This window comes from Holdemania sp. 1001095H_141210_F2 (assembly GCF_015558105.1).
Classification (GTDB): domain Bacteria; phylum Bacillota_I; class Bacilli_A; order Erysipelotrichales; family Erysipelotrichaceae; genus Holdemania.
Genome location: NZ_JADNPO010000006.1, coordinates 17885 through 33985, shown reverse-complemented (window position 1 = coordinate 33985; position 16101 = coordinate 17885). Strand labels below are relative to the sequence as shown.

The 16101-nt window shown below is 51.0% G+C and carries 12 protein-coding genes; 4 read left to right on the top strand and 8 right to left on the bottom strand.

The genetic code is table 11. The annotated features are described in order from the left end of the window. Positions 1–54 precede the first annotated feature (54 nt). From I2G61_RS05485 to I2G61_RS05460, 6 genes are all read right to left on the bottom strand, one after another. Positions 55–1326 carry a hypothetical protein gene (locus I2G61_RS05485; protein WP_072683171.1) on the bottom strand — a complete coding sequence of 424 codons (1272 nt, stop codon included), beginning with the start codon at positions 1324–1326 and terminating at the stop codon, positions 55–57. A gap of 121 nt (positions 1327–1447) precedes the next feature. Then, entirely contained in the window at positions 1448–3310 is a 1863-nt protein-coding gene (locus tag I2G61_RS05480) for a glucose PTS transporter subunit IIA (protein WP_072683170.1), read from the bottom strand. Beyond that, the gene (locus I2G61_RS05475) at positions 3307–4782 is read right to left on the bottom strand and encodes a glycoside hydrolase family 1 protein (protein ID WP_072683169.1); all 1476 of its coding nucleotides are present in this window, start codon (positions 4780–4782) and stop codon (positions 3307–3309) included. The genes I2G61_RS05480 and I2G61_RS05475 overlap by 4 nt, the downstream gene beginning before the upstream one ends. A 44-nt stretch (positions 4783–4826) precedes the next feature. Further along, a complete protein-coding gene (locus I2G61_RS05470; protein WP_072683168.1) occupies positions 4827–5618 on the bottom strand; it encodes a MurR/RpiR family transcriptional regulator in 792 nt (263 codons plus the stop codon). 461 nt (positions 5619–6079) lie between these two features. After that, positions 6080–7525 (bottom strand): M81 family metallopeptidase, encoded by a 1446-nt coding sequence (locus tag I2G61_RS05465; protein ID WP_072683167.1) that lies wholly within the window; start codon positions 7523–7525, stop codon positions 6080–6082. A gap of 111 nt (positions 7526–7636) precedes the next feature. Then, positions 7637–9019 (bottom strand): Xaa-Pro peptidase family protein, encoded by a 1383-nt coding sequence (locus I2G61_RS05460; RefSeq protein ID WP_083538368.1) that lies wholly within the window; start codon positions 9017–9019, stop codon positions 7637–7639. 440 nt (positions 9020–9459) lie between these two features. Here I2G61_RS05460 and I2G61_RS05455 point away from each other — a divergent pair, with 440 nt between their 5' ends. The 4 genes from I2G61_RS05455 to I2G61_RS05440 all read left to right on the top strand — a co-directional run bounded on the left by I2G61_RS05455 (position 9460) and on the right by I2G61_RS05440 (position 13463). After that, entirely contained in the window at positions 9460–11379 is a 1920-nt protein-coding gene (locus tag I2G61_RS05455; RefSeq protein WP_195548023.1) for a sensor domain-containing diguanylate cyclase, read from the top strand. A gap of 230 nt (positions 11380–11609) precedes the next feature. Beyond that, positions 11610–12521, top strand: coding sequence for an AEC family transporter (locus I2G61_RS05450; RefSeq protein ID WP_195548022.1), 912 nt, complete (start codon positions 11610–11612; stop codon positions 12519–12521). Further along, positions 12515–12895, top strand: coding sequence for a hypothetical protein (locus I2G61_RS05445; RefSeq protein ID WP_229100687.1), 381 nt, complete (start codon positions 12515–12517; stop codon positions 12893–12895). Before I2G61_RS05450 ends, I2G61_RS05445 begins: the two co-directional genes overlap by 7 nt. Positions 12896–12938: 43 nt before the next feature. Beyond that, on the top strand, positions 12939–13463 hold the full coding sequence (locus I2G61_RS05440; protein WP_072683165.1) for a signal peptidase II: 525 nt from the start codon (positions 12939–12941) through the stop codon (positions 13461–13463). 256 nt (positions 13464–13719) lie between these two features. Here the strand turns inward: I2G61_RS05440 and I2G61_RS05435 are convergent, their stop codons facing one another. Both I2G61_RS05435 and I2G61_RS05430 read right to left on the bottom strand, forming a co-directional pair. After that, on the bottom strand, positions 13720–15198 hold the full coding sequence (locus I2G61_RS05435) for a sulfatase-like hydrolase/transferase (protein ID WP_195548021.1): 1479 nt from the start codon (positions 15196–15198) through the stop codon (positions 13720–13722). A gap of 3 nt (positions 15199–15201) precedes the next feature. Continuing rightward, complete coding sequence (locus tag I2G61_RS05430; protein ID WP_072683163.1) at positions 15202–16101, bottom strand: alpha/beta hydrolase; 900 nt, start codon at positions 16099–16101, stop codon at positions 15202–15204.

Here is a 16101-nt window from a genome sequence, read left to right as displayed (position 1 = left end):
TCCAGAAGAAAATGACGACTGCGCGCCACTTTCTAAATTCTATTTTTTTCCAATTTACGCTTGAAGCTGAGCCAGAATCAGATCGACCATCTCGTCGGCTGCGCCGTATGGGAAATACGTGTTGAACGATTCAAACACAATCCCATATTCCTGCTTGTTGACGGCATAGTAATGAAAGCCGTTGGCATACGCGCACAAAAGCGTCGGTTTGCCATCGTATTCGCGGATCCGTTTGCCCAGCACCGTGTCGATTTCGCACGGCACCGTCACGATTCGGAAGCTGCCGAAATCCACGATCAGACATTCCGGCTCGTAATGCAAATGCGTCTGCGCCAGCTTGTCCTCGACATCGCGCAAATAGCACGCGGTAATCCGGTGCGCCCGGTCGCTGTCCGGATCGAGCGTTTCCAGCTCCGCCTTGAGTTCCCGCTGTTTTTCCAGCAGGTATTCGTTGGTCTGCGGATTGTAGTCGATCGTCATCTTCACTGACCGGACGTCCAGTTTCTCCACGGTCAGCGGATGAGGATGTTTCGGGTCGATGAGCTGGGCCGCGATGCCTTCGCCATAGCGAAGACATTCATTCCAATCCACGCCCTTTTTCATTAACCGCGGACTGACGTCGCCGGCTTCGCCGTTGAAAATCATGACCGGCATGCCCGTCGCTCCCTGCACGCTGCGGCGGAGCACACCGAAGAAATCAGCGGTGATATACAGGTTCTGCGCGCCCAGAATCGTCGGATGACACGCCAGGTTCAGCAGCTGCACCAGCGGCAGACCGCCCGCAGTCCGCAGTGTCAGGATCTCGCAGCGGTCGTTGTATTCCTCGCCGGGCCGGTTGCGGTTGTTATAAAAGCCGTTGATCGTAACCTGATCGAGCGTCGCCTGCGCCTCGCGCAAATGCCGCAGCGCCCATTTCGCGGAATAGATCATTTTATCCTGAATCCGCTCCCAATACTCCAGATCCGGATCCAGTTCTCCGTTCATGCCATGGGACACCACCGGACTGTTATGAGTATGCGAACAGCTGACGCAGATATGCGACACGTCCAAGCCGCAGGCTTCGCTGACCGCCTTGCGGCAGGCGTCGGTAAACTGCTGCTCGGCAATCGCGATATCCAGCGTGAAAAACACCATCGTTTCCCCGGCTTGTAAAATCAGCGTATCCAAAAGCAGATCGTCGCGCAGACCGCAGGCCGTCCGCAGCCCTTCGCCGCTGACCTGTTTCTGCTGCGCCGTCTGGTTGAAACAAAACCGCGCTTCATTGTAGCCTTCCATTTTGCACGGAAGGATGGGATTAATGATTTCCCGTGTATAAGCCGCTTTCATCGTGAACGCCTCCTTGTTTGACTCAACTTTCACTTGGCGAGAGGCGGCGGAAACCGATCCGGCCCGCCGTCCTTCTCCATTTTAAAGCCGATTTCTGCCTGTTTTCCAGTTGACCGCAAGCTCAGCCAATCGTATAGATACTGCTTCCGGCCTGGACCTGACCCTGCGGCTTGCACGCAAGCGCGCCGTCCTTCTTCGTTGCGATGACGATGACGACCGGATCCAGTCCCCGGGTTTTGACAAGCTCCGGATCAAAGCTGCCGATCGCTTCGCCCGCAGCGACGCGCTGACCTTCTTTTACATGGATCGCAAAGCCTTCGCCCTTCATGCCGACGGTGTCCAACCCGATGTGCATTAAGATCTCCTCGCCGTTATCGGTTGTAAAGCCGATTGCGTGCTGCGTGGGGAAGACCATCGCCACCGTGCCGCTGACCGGAGCCGATAACTTTCCATTGGCAGGAATCACGGCCATGCCTTCGCCGACAACCCCGCTGGCAAAGGTCTTGTCGTCGACCTGGCTCAAGGCGATCAGTTCGCCGTCCACCGGAGCGGCCACCGCCGTCGGTTCCGACTTGATCTTTAAGACAGCCTTCTTCTCGGCCTGAATCGCCCGCTCGCTCTTTTCCACATTCTCGTCAAACGGTTTGATATACGTCAGCACCAGCGCGATCACAAACGCCACTGCGTAGCACAGCGCCACGACCGGCATCGTATCGCCGAAGATCGCTAAGGAAATCACTGACGGAGTGGAAACGACATAACCATAGCCCCCTAAGATGGCGCTCAAGGCTCCGCCGACGCCGCTGGCGATGGAAGCCGCCATAAACGGCCACTTGAAGCGAACCAGCACGCCGTACAGACCTGGCTCCGTAATGCCTAAGACTGCGGAGATTCCCGCTGACAGCGCGATTTCTTTGTTGTTTTTATTCTTCAGCCGGAGGAAAGCTCCAAAAGCTGCGCCCGCAACTGCCAGTGCGGAAATCCCGTAGATCGCGATCAGCGGATCCCGGCCATACACTTCCAGGTTGGACAGGATGATCGCCGTCAGGGACAGATGCATGCCGGTGAAGACGATGAACTGACGCGTAAAACCGACGATGAAGCCCGCGACGATCGGTGAGAAGTCAAACAGCCAGTTGACCGCCATTGCGACATAGCTGGACAGGTAGTAGCCGATCGGCCCGGTGATGCCCAGGGCGACAAAGCCCATGATGATAAACACGCAGATCGGTGCGAACAACATCCGCAAGAAATCCGGAATGACCTTGTTGACGCCCTTGTAGACATATTTCAGCACCCAGACCGACAGGATAATCGGAATGACAGATCCGGAATATTTCGCGTAGGTCACCGGGAATCCAAGCAAATGGATCGCCGTGCCGGCATTGTTGATTACCGTCGGATACATCAACATGCCCGCGACCGCCATCGCCATGAACGCGTCCGTGTTGAACTTCTTCGCGCTGGAATTGGCCAGCAAGAACGGCAGGAAGTAGAATGGAACGTCCGATATAATGCTTAAGAACGTATGCATATCGCTGCCGGAGGTCAGTACCTTCATCATCACAAACAGCGAGATGAAGCCCTTTAACAAGCCGCCGCCCAGAATGCACGGCAGACATGGCGCTAAGCAGCCGGCCAGGAAATCCAGGATCGCGCTGAAGCTGAATTTCTTCTTTTCTTCGTTCTTTTCCCCGAAATCATCCGGTACCTCGCCACCCGAGGTCATCGGATATTGTTCGATCATCATTTCATAGATGCGGCCGACTTTCTGGCCGATGATGACCTGCAGCTGGCCTGCTTTCCACTGTGCCCCCAAAACACCCTCGACGTTTTCCAAGGCGTTCACGTCGGCTTTCTTTTCCTCTTTGAGCGTAAAGCGGATGCGGGTGGAACAATGCATCGCCGTGTTGATATTTTCCGTCCCGCCGACCAGCCGGACGATCTCGTCGATCATTTTCTTTTCCTGAGCGTTGCCCTTCATGCGTTCTTCTCCTCGTTTCTGTTTGTTTCTTTTGTTGCCGGCCTTCCCCAATCGCGGCCGTTGGAGCGGATCAGACGGGAATACCAATAGAAGGAATCCTTCGGAATGCGGCGCAGATCCAGCGTTTCCTCGTCTGTCGTGTTGATATAAACCAGACCATAGCGCTTCGCCATCCCGTTGCCGGTGCTTAACAGATCGGTAAACGACCATGGATTATAGCCGATCACCTCGCACCCGTCTTCGATTGCCAGACCAACCTGATAGATCTGATCGCGCAGGAAGGCGATCCGATTCGCATCGTGCACCTGGCCGTCCGGGCCGACCTGTTCGTGCGCGCCCAGTCCGTTTTCCGTGATCATCATCGGCAGACGGTAATGATCCCAGACATACCTTAGCATATACCGCATCGCGACCGGGTCGATTTCCCAGTCCCAGTCCGTCGTTTCAACGTAAGGGTTCGGCGCCAGGGCATATTCACCCGGGAATTTCGGATAGACGAACTGGCCTTTTTTACCTTCTTTATTCAGCGCCAGCTCCAGATAGCTTTCCTCTTTCGGGCAATGCTTCGCGACGTTGGAACGGTAACAGTTGAGGGCGAAGTAATCAATTTTCGCCTGGCCGATCAGTTCCATATCCCCCGGCCGGATATCCGGATCAATGTCGTGCAGCTTCCAATACTGCTTGACAAATCCGCTGTATTCGCGGAACGCATACAAGTCGTTCCAGATTTTTTCCGTCAGTTCTTCGGCGTTCATCGCCGCGATCTGATCCTGCGGCTTGCAGCTTTCCGGGTAAATCGGAACATAGCCCGGCACCGGACCGATCTTGCCGCCCACGACTAATTCATGGCAGGCGATCACAGCCTTGGCATGGCACAGGTTCATGATGTGGTTAATCCGCCACTTGTCTTTTTCCCAATCGGTGCAGCCCTTGTCCAACCCCAGCCACTTGCCATAGACGATCTGCATGTTCTGCTCGTTGATCGACAGCCAGTATTTAACACGGTCGCCGAACGCCTCGAAGCAGACGCGGACGTAGTGATCGAACAGATCGATCACCCGCCGGTCGCGCCAGCCGCCCAGTTCATCCACCCACACCGGCATGTCATAATGGTACAGGGTGACGATCGGCGTAATGTTGTGCGCGAGCAGCTCGTCGATCAAATCGTTGTAAAACTGAATGCCTTCCGGATTGACCTTGCCGTCGGAAGCGGGAATGATCCGCGGCCAGGCGAGTGAAAAGCGGTAAGAGGTGAAGCCGCACTCCGCCATCAGCTGTACGTCTTCTTTCCAGTGGTGGTAATGATCGGCGGCGATTGAATTGTCAGCATAAGGTTTTTTCGTCTTACTGTTGAGGTCGATGATGGCCGGTGTGCGGCCGCCTTCGGCGACCCCGCCTTCAACCTGCCAGGCCGCAGAGGACGCTCCCCACAGAAAGCCCTCCGGAAAAATTGGATCTCGTCCATAGTCCATTGTTTTCTCTCCTTTGCCCCTTCCGCAATGCGGATTGGCGGCGCTTATTGAGAGTCTCCATATTTTCTGACGTAGACGCTGTACAGCACATCCAGCACATAGATCGTTCCATAGGTATAATAGACGGATTTCGCTTCCTGCGACCGGTCGGCGGCGCTCAGATGATAGATCGTATCATAGACGTCGTCGAAGTCATGGCTGCGGTTGAGCGTAAAGAGGATTTTATACGCCGGATTGTCCCGCAGGTAATCGCGCGAAGCAGCGGCGAACAGTCCGGATCCGGAAATCACCAGAAGCAGATCCTCTTTCTGCAAATGCTTTACGAAATCAATATTCTCATACATATCGGAAACCATCCGGATGACCTTGTTCTGAAAGATCATCGAATGCTGGAACTGAGCGACCGAGGTCGCGCCGACGCTGGAGGTCAGAAAGACGACCTCGCGGGCGTCGTGAATCCGTTCGGCCAGCCGCTCGACTTCCGCCGTGTTCATGCGCTGATCCAGCTCGGCGATCATCGCGTTGATTTCCTGCGTCAAGGTTTCGCGGTAGTTCTCCCGTCCGGCATGCTTCTGAAAGCTTGCCCGCTGATCGTCGTACTGGGCGAATTCATCTTTAAACGCGACGAAGTTCTCATATCCGATCGCCTGACAGAACCGGCGGATACTGGAACGGGACACAAAACAGTCGGCGGCCACGTCATAAATATTGAGCCTCGACAATTCATGATAGTGCTCGAGAAAATATTCAGCGAGAATGAAATAGGGATCTCCCTGATTGTTTTCATTCAGCACGTTAAACAAGGAGTTCAGCAAACTGAGCCGATTGATCTTCATACCTAGGTTCCTCTCTGTTCTATTGAATCCTGTTTACCACTGTTGTCGCCTTCATCTTAGCATGCGCTTCCATCGTTTTGGGGTTCAGAAATCGACCCTGAATCTATGCCCGGAAATCCGCTTTTGTTAAAGGAGATCAAGCGCTTACAATCAAATTGGAAAAAGGCCGGGGAAAACAGGTTTCTGCACCCTTGAATGTACGGCAGTTTTTTTATCGTTGTCAACCCGGAAAAAGAAGAAATAAAAGGAAAAAAGCGAAAAAGCAGAAGGCGGGGATGAGCTTTGCGGCCAGCGAAGCGGGATAACGGCAAAAAAAGAACCGCGGCGATCACACCGCAGTCCGTAAAAGGGAATCAATAGAGCCTGCTTTTCGCCTCAGATACAGACAGAAAGCAGGATCATTGGAATTTTTTGTCAGATGAAAGTCAGCGCACTCAGGCTTTGGATCACATCGGCAAGGTCTAAATGTTGTCGATCGGATACATCGGGCGCAGAATCGTGCGGTACCGAATCTTTTCCGTGCGCTGGTTCGTCGCACCGTCGGTCAGTGACATCACGCTGAACTTCGCCAGTTCCTTTAAGCGCGGGTAAATGTAACCCTGCTTGACGATGATCAGATCATAATCAAACAGATTCAGACCGGCCGCGGTATATTGTTGATCCTCCGCGAAAGAAACGGCTTTTTCCGCGATGATCACGTCGATCGCCGTGCCGTCCAGCGTGATCGTCGTGCAGGTGCCGACGGACAGCGTTTCGCCATAATGGTGATGCAGCTCACCGGTCGCTTTGACCGTGCCTTCCAGATGCACCTTCGCCGACAATTCATCCAGATTCGCGCCCAACTCGACGCTGACATGGGTACCCGGCTGTTTGTCTTTCAAAGCCAGAGCGGTTTCCGCATCCGCGATGCAGGCGAATACAACCCGCTTGCCGTGCAGATCTTTCGCGGCCAGGCACTGCTTTAAAATCGTCGTGTTGCAGCCTGGACCGCCGGCGGTGCAGTTATCTCCGGAATCGGTGATGACGACCGGGGATTGAGGATATTCAACCGCCTGTTGGAACGCGTCTTCCGGCTCCAGCGCGTTGCCGGTAAAATGGAACTCCCGGCGCTTGCTCCAGGCAAAGGCCGCGATCTGATCAGCTTTCTCTTCCGCATACGCCCGATCGTTCTCTGTCTGCGGAACGACGATGACGCTGGCGCCGCATTTCGCGTTGTCATGGCGCACATAGCCGATATGATAGGAACAGCACAGAATCCTCGGATCCGCCTCGATTTCATCGAGCAGCTTGTTGATGGAAACCATCGGTTCATCCAGCGAAACACTGCGCTCCCCGCCGACTAAAATCGGAACCTTGCGGTACACCGGATGAATGTCGCGGCGGTTGTTCAGTAAGTCGATAAACAGCTTCGCTACCAGTCGGTGACAATCCGGCCGGTCGGTGTGGGGGGAATGGCGGAAAGTGCGGATAATCTGACAGTTGTCGGCCTGTTCCTGCGACAGATTGCCGTGCGGATCCATGACCATTGCGATCGGCAGGTAAGGTCCGATAAGCTTGCGGATTTCGCGGATGATCGTATGCTCGCCGCTGCCCCCTTCCAATCCGAGGACATTGCTAGCGCCATGCAGGAAGAAAAACATCCCGTCGATCTCGTCGATGTGTTCGCGCACGCCGTTCAGGAATTGTTCAAGAATGAAGTCGAACGCTTCCCGGGTGACGCGGCCCCCAGCCCGGCCGTCTGCGTAAATCGTCGGAATGACTTCGATTCCGGCTTCCTCAAACAAATCGCGGACATACAGCGCGTCGACGACGTCTTCGCCGGTTTTCATCATAAAATCCTGCAGCGCGCACGTTTTTTTCACGCGGGCGTTGGATTCGGCGACAAAGCCGCCAATTAATACTTTCATGTGGTGAACCCCTTTCTTCGTTTATTTACCCCAAGTATACGCATCCTGAAAAAAGAAAGGGGGTCAGAAATTGACCCTCAACTTTTTTCCATAAAAGAAAGAACGGAAAGCTCAGCGCTTTATTTTCAGAACCTTTTGACGGTTGAGCATCAGCGGCTGGTAGTACGCCACGGTATCGCACATCGGCAGCACGTCTTCATGTAAGATAATGCCCAGCTCCTTTTGAATATAAGCCCGGCGTTGGCGGATTGTATCCCACAAAATCGGATCTTCTTTCTCGATCTGACGGCGCAAAGCCTCATCCGCCAAAGCCACGGTGCTTTCCGCTCCGGTTCCCCCATAGCCTTGCATCGACGGGATGATGTCGATCTGAAAAAGCATCCCGCTGGCTAACGGAATCGTGGACCCCGGGGTGATCGGCGAACAGAGCCATTCCTCATCCGCGCTCAAATGTCCCGGATTCAGCGACCAGTGATACTGCGCCTTGGGCAATACCCTTTCGATACACTCGTACAGCTCGCCGCCCAAAAGGCCGACCTTCAGCGTTTCCAGCCATTCCGCGACGGCGGCATAATAGGGCATGGCCAGCTTTTCCAGATAATCCTGCGCGCCTTCCGGCAGCTGCGACGGATCGCTGACGGCATAGCCGGCCCGGCTGGTCAGTCCGCCCTTGTACCCGGTCGTTAACGACAGCTTATCGCCAAGTTGGATTGCCTTGCCGCAAGGATACAGATTTGCTTTTTCAAAGCGGTCGCCGGTGGAAAAGATCGTTACGACGCTCGGGCGCTGCCCTTCGGCGTTCATCAGCGAACCGATTTCCAGCTCGGTCTTTCCCGGGGCTAACGCTTCCATCGCCCTCAGCACGCAGTCGGAAGCCAGCGAAGCGCCGTATTCATAATGGATCAGTTCGTTGGCGTTGTTCGTGATCCGCGCGCCGTTACGCGGATCAATGAACAGTCCCGTGGCGTTGATCAGCCGGCCCCCGGCCTGACGCAAAGCCTCGACGATGAACGACGGCACGTCAAACAGCGTACTGTTTTCCTCCGTCTGGCTGGTGAACAGCTTCCAGCCGGCCACGCCGACCTTCATGCCGGATTCAATCCCGGCCTGCGTGAAAAAATCACAAAGACGGCCGTCATCCGTCATCGGCTGATTCGGCAGTGAGAAAAACGGAACATGCAGCATCGTCGCCGGAATCCGCGAATAGTTGACCATTTTCGTATTTTCATTTCCCAGCAGCAAGACCGCTTGGCCAGTCTTGAACAGCAGCAGCATCGACTCCTCAAAGCGGGTCAGAAAACCGGTTAAATACTCAAAGTTGGAACCATGTTCCAGATCACAGTAAACCGCCAGACAATCAAGCTGATGCTTTGCCATGCGGGCCAGAATTTTATCCCGCCGCTCCCGCATCGTCTGATCGCTCAAGAAGACCGGCTGGCGTTGTTGATGAAACCGCGGGACAGGCGCGCTGTCCCAGATTACTTTTCGTGTCATATTTTTCCTCCCTGAAGATAAACTTATCCAATGCCGGCAGGGCTGGCCAGAACCGGCCGCGGATTTTGTTATTCCGATTATAGCATCCCGACAGAGGCAACGCGGGACAATTTTCGCTCCTGACAAAATTTCATGTTCTCTGCGCCTTTTCCTCACTGCCACGCCGCGTAAAACCGAATCCGCCGGCAGACCGGCAACATTTCCAGCCGTTTTTTTCTCTTTCACACGCTTCTGATCCAGAATTAAGTTTGGTCGGCAAAGAGCCAATGTTGGAAAAAAGATTTGTATTCCCCAACGATTCCCCATACAATAAAAATAGAATTCAATCCTCTGGCTGCGGCCTGCCTCCCGGTTGCGACCCTCAGACGTTTTTTTGAACATACCAGAACAGAAGAAAGCAAAGGGGGATTTGCTTTTTCTCTGAATAAGGGGTGACTTCGATGAAGAAAAATATTCTGATCCGCACAAACTTGCTGGTGTGCCTGATCATCGTGATCGGCTTTTTAATAACGGCCTTCCTGAGTTATCAGATGAATTACACCGTTTCGCTGGATAACATTGAACAAGTTTCCAGTCTTACCTCCGAAGGAATCTATTACCAGCTCACCACGCTGTTTACCAAACCGGTCAACATCTCGCTGACCATGGCCAACGACAGCCTGCTTCGCACAACGCTCTTGCAGGAACAGGAAAATCTGGACAGTTCCGAGTATATTGAGACACTGCGCGAGTATCTCAACAGCTATCGGATAAAATACAACTACGATTCTGTTTTTCTCGTTTCATCTGCGACTCATCGCTATTACAATTTTGAAGGACTGGATCGGACGCTGGAGCCGGAAAATCCGGAAAATGACTGGTATTATGATTCCTTAAGTTTATCTCAGGATTACTGGATCAATGTGGATAACGATGAAGTCGCCGGAGCGAATAATAAGATTACGGTCTTCATTAATTGCAGCATCCAGGAGGATGACGGCACGCTTTTGGGCACGGTCGGCGTCGGCTTGCAGATTGATTCGCTGCAGGCGCTGATTCAGGAATATGAAAATCAATACAATGTTGAAGCCTATCTGGTTGATCAAAACGGCATGATCGAGATCGCATCGCATTATACCGGCTATGAAAAGGTCAATTTCTTTTCACTTTTCGATTATCCGCAGGATATCCGGCAATCGTTATTGATCTGGAATAAAGGCGAAGCCGCCGACAGCTTCTGGACCGCGCAGGATGGACGGCGTTCCGGTGAAGATTACCTGATCACCCGTTATATTCCCGAGCTGGACTGGCATCTGGTCGTCCGGCAGGATACCGGCAAGTTTCTGGCTGAGCTTAGACAGGAGATGCTGCGCTCGGCTTTGATCATCCTGATGATCATCATCTTCATCCTGATCGTCATCACCCGCGTCATCCGCAGCTTTAACCGCCAGATCGTCGCGCTGACGCAATCCATGGAGCAGGAAAAACGATCCATCTTCAAAAAGGCGACCGAGGAGTTATTCGACGACATTTACGAACTGGACATCACACGCAACCGGCCGGCGAATGAAGCGACGGTTCAATATTTCATGAGTCTGGGCGCAGAAGCCAACACGCCGTATGATGAAGCATTAAAAATTGTAGCGGAAAAACAGATCAAAGAGGAATACCGGCAGGGTTATATCGACACCTTTAAGCCGGAAAATGTCATCAAGGCGTATAAAGCAGGGCAGGACACGTTAAAATATGAATTCTTGATGTCCACCGGCGGCGATTATTTCTGGATGCGGATCACCGCCCGGATCATTGCACAGAAGAGCGACGGTTCGCTGCACATGCTGACCTACCGGCAAAACATCGACGCTGAAAAACGGCAGGAGAACCGGCTGCAGGAACTGGCGCAGCTGGATGAAATGACCGGACTGCTGACAAAGACAGCCACCCGGCGGCACATCGAACATTTATTGAAAGAGAAACCGGATCAGCTGTACGCTTTCTTCATTCTGGATATTGATACGTTCAAGCAGGCAAATGATCTGTATGGTCATGCCTTCGGCGATTCGGTGATAGAAAAATTTGCGGCCGTGCTGCGCGCTCAGTTCCGCGAACAGGATATCATCGGCCGGATCGGCGGCGATGAATTCGCGGTCTTCATTCCGGCGCCGGATATCGCCTGGGTAAAGAACAGAGCTCAGCGGTTGTTAAAAGCGCTGCACTATACGCACATGGCTTTGGGAAACAGCTGGGATGTCAGCGCCAGCATCGGCGTTGCGCTGACGGCGCGGGAAGCACAGGATTTTGAATCGTTATATCAGAAAGCGGACTCCGCCCTCTATATGTCCAAGAAAAACGGCCGCAACAATTACACGTTAAAGCCGTAACGGTGTGCTCAAACAAAGATCCGGGAATTCCCCAGGCGGAATTCCTTTTTCAGATCAGATTATTAAACCTTCCAAGAACAGACGAAACTTTCTCATCCTGTTTGACCCGGCGAGTCCGCAGACCGATTTCTCTGCATCTTTCACTTGCCGCAATTTTCTGACTTCATTTCCTATTCCCTGTGAAACCCTGTATAATGTCCTTAGTGAAAATTCAGCACAGGGAGGCTACCATGGAATCAGCGATTACAATCCTCAATCAAATCATTAAAATGTTCCTGATGATGGCCGTCGGCTATCAGCTGTATCGAAAGAAAACGATCAACGACGACACGACCGCCCGGTTATCCAATATTCTCTTAATGGTCGCTACTCCCTGCACGATTGTGACTTCTTTCAATCAGGAATATTCAGCAGAGAAATTACAAGGATTAATGTTCGCTTTCCTGTTAAGTCTCGCGGTATACGCCGTCAACATCCTCATCGCTCAGCTTCTTTTCAAGCCAGAGGAACGGGTTGAAAAATTCTCGCTGGTGTTTTCCAATGCCGGTTTTCTGGGGATTCCGTTAGTCACCGGCTTATTGGGGATTGAAGCGGTATTCTATCTCGCCCCGTTTATCGTCTGCTTCTATTTGTACGCCTGGACGTATGGCGTTGTTGTGATGTCGGGAAAGAAAGAAAACATCACGCTCAGAAAAATCGTGACGAATCCCTGCATCTGGGCCATGATCCTGGGCGTCGTCATTTTCCTGACAGTGAAACCGTCGCCGCCTTTTATGGAAGCCATAGAGTCGCTGGGATCCCTGAACACGCCGTTGGCCATGTTGGTGTTAGGAGCATATCTGGCAAAAAGTCCGCTCGTCCACATGTTCAAAAACAAAACGGCCTATCGCGTCAGCTTTGCCCGCCTGGCGTTGATCCCCGCGCTTTTATTGGCAGCGTTTTGCTTCATTCCTGAATCCTATGCCACGATCCGCACGGTCATTCTCATTTCTGCCGCGGCTCCCTCCGCGGTGCTGGCTCCGGTTTTTGCCCAGATGTTTGATCAGGATATTACATTAGGCGCACAGATTGTCAGTCTTTCAACACTTCTCAGCTTGTTCACCCTGCCGCTGGTCTTGTTTATCTCGGAAATGATTTGGTAAACGCCGCTGTTTTCGCTAAGCTGGATTCTGGAAATAAATTGAAATCCGGAGAGAGGAATTTTAATGCGAGGAAAGACATTACCCGTCAGGGCATGAATAACGAAACAGGGATGATGACCGCAAAAATGGATAGGGATGAACAAGGGAACATTTCCTGTGTTATTCATATCGGCGATTCTATTGACCAGAATCAGCGTGAAACAAGCAAGAATATAAACTTCATATTATCAAGACATGGAAAAGCCATTTGCGATGGAAAAGAAGCTGGTTTAAGAAAAGGAACTTGTCCTATTTGTAAAAAAGGTTCTGAGCCTGGCATCCTTAATCCGTACGATGAAGCTGTAAGCCTTATCACAGTAGTTGTAAAACGATAAATTGGGCTTGTCCGATAGAAAAATATGAATTTGAAGGGAGGTCATGTTTGTTAAAAAGTTTAAGCTTTTTATCATTCCCATATTATTTTTCATTCTGATAGATCAAACTGTAAAAATAAGGATATCAAGAGGATTCATGCAGTATGAATTCGATATCCTTTCTGGAATCCTCAGGTTTAATCCTGTATTAAATACACGTTTATCTTATTTTGGAAATTTTATTGAACTATTATCAGACTCCTTCGTAACGATTCTTCTAAATGTTTTTGCTTTAGGGATCTTGATATCGGGCTATTTATTGTATAAGAGAAAAATAGAAAATACTAGTTTCCCAGTAAAAATGATACTGATTTTCGGCTTAGCTGGATGCTTGTGCAGTCTGATTGATAAGCTGTTTTGGGGCGGAAGCTTAGATTTTCTACAAATTCCCAACTTCTTTATTTTTGATTTGAAAGACTGTTATATTACGATAGCAGAAATTCTATTTGTTATTCTTGGAATTTTACATCGCCAGGAAATATCAGTGAAAGAGTATCTACGTTTTTGCTGCAATAAGTTTAAATTGTAAAAATCCAGTTTCAAAAATAGATAAATTAGAAGCTGGAGAACTAATTATGGACTATATCGTTAGAAACATAAGACATTCGGAAATCCCAGTTGAATGAGTGGAACAAGGAATCAAATCAGATTTAAACACAAATGGTCAATCAAGCTGACATACAGACAATCGGCTCCGCAAATTGGATAAGCCCAATATTCAGGGAGAAAATCAACTTATTCACCTGATAAAATTAAAATCTGGCGCAAAGTCCAGATTTTTTATTTCATTCCGTTTGTGACAGCCCCATTCGAATCCATTGCTCCCTCGGTGCTTCAGATTCGATCATTTTTTCTTTCAATAATCGGATCATCCTCGCCCTTTCCTGCGGCCTGTCATCTATTAAATTCTGTTTCTGTTCGGGATCCTCGGTCAGATGAAACAGGAAGTCGCCATCCAGCGCGGAATTCTGATCAGTATGACAGGGAATCCGCAACACCGGCATTTGATGGGAAAATTGATTCAGCCGCACAAGCTCCGCGCCGTTTAATTCCTCCCGAGAGAAGAATTCCCGCATGTGCGTCGGCATCAGGGTATATTCCGCCAGCGGCTGGTTATCCGGCGTTCGATTGGCGCGCATATAAAGCCATTCGCCATCCGTAACATTCACATGACCACCGAAGATTCCAAACAAAACCGCGTCATGAATTACCCGATCCTGACTCACCACAGGAAGCAGGGAACATCCCGCCATGCCGGCGATTGGCGGAACCGCGAAATAATCCAGCAACGTCGCAGGAATATCCACCGTCTGCGCCAAGGCCGACCGGCGCTGGTTTTCAGGCTGCCCCGGCACATGGATGAAGCAAGGCAGATGCACGATCTCATTATACAGCGGAGGTTTGTTCTTCCCCAGCCAGTCATGCTCGCCCAATAAGAAACCATGATCCGTATTCACGATCAGCAACGTATCCTTCCACATCTCATGGTCATCCATAAAATCCAGAATTTTGCCAAGATAGGCGTCGCACATACTGATCAGCGCGGCATATTCCTTGCGCAGATCCTCCAGTTCATCCAGACTCAGCTTTCCTGTAAGCGGGCCATAGACCGGCCAGTTCAGCCGCGGCGGCTGCGTCAAACCATATAAATCACGATACCGCTGCGGAACCACAAACGGCTCATGAGGATCAAAGCATTCTACCTGAACGAACCAGTTTTCCCGGTTTCCATGCGACTGGAGAAATTCCAACCCCGCATTCATCGTCTTTATTGAAGAATAATCCTCTTCCCGACGCTGTTTTTGTCGATTCGCGTAATGTTGAACAAAAGAAACGCCGGATTTCGTTAACGGATGTTGGCGCGGCAGCTTCAGGTCGATATCCCGCGGCTGCCAGCGATCCCCTTCCTGACCGCGGAAGCCTTCCCAGCTGTTATACCGGTTATGATATGTGGCTCCGCCGTCTTCAAAATAATGCGAATGATCCGTGATCAGATGGGTATAGATTCCATGATTCTTTAATTGATCCACAACAGAAATATCAAAGGGTTCCAGCGGTCCCCAGCTGCGGTGAAGAAAGTTCAGCTTTCCGGTATGCAGCTCGCGCCGGGCCGGCATACACGGCATGCTTCCTCCATAAAAATGATCGAAAGTGACGCAGTGTTCTTCCAACCGCTGAAAATTCGGCGCGATCACCCAGTCATTGCCATAGTTCGGCAGGTAACTGCGTGTCAGCGTGTCAAACATGATCATGATTGCCCGCATAATTTACTCCCACAACAGCTTCTTTCTTAAACCTGGGTTTAAAATTTGTTTCCGCCGCAGAAAATCTTCAACCAGATTCAGCGTGTCATAATAACAGATGTGTTCCTCGCTGGAATTCCAATTAAAGAATCCATGATCGCGATCGGGATAGACGACTAATTCGCAGTCATTGCCGACAGCACGCATTCTTTTATGAAATTCCTTAATACTCTCCACAGATACCGCGCGATCCGCTTCCCCTTGTATCAGCAGCGTCACAGGCAGACCTGGGCGAATATATTCCATTGGAGATAACGTCTCTAATTCCGGATCATCAAATTTTGGCATTTTCTTTTTCAAGTCCTTAATCTTCTCCTGTTTGCCGTTAATATTGATTGTATCATCCTCCGACAATCCGTCAAAGGATGAACCCAGGGATGAAAACTGAATTCCCGGATTATATAAAATCATTGCGCAGGGAACGGAGGATTCATCACTTTCATCTAACGAATTGACCATAGCTGCCACACTGGCCATCGCTCCGCCCGCAGAACCACCCGCTACCACAATCCGTTTCCGGTCAATTCCTAATTCTTCCGCATGAGCGATCACATAGCGGAGCGCTGATTTACCGTCAAGCAGACAGTCTTTTACTGTAATTCCCGGCAGCGTCGTCAACCGGTAATCCGGCGTTAACGTTACCATGCCTAAATGAGCGAAGTATTCCGCCTGCATCCGAAAATGACTGGGATTTCCTTTATAGAATCCCCCGCCAAAGTAGAACAGGACGGCTGGACGGCAATCTCCCGCAGCCCAGCTTTCTGGTTTAAAGATGGACATCATCAAATCCTTTTGCGGTGTTTTTTGATAACAGAGAGTTTCCATCATTACATCTGAATAGACGTTTTCCTTAATGACTGGCAT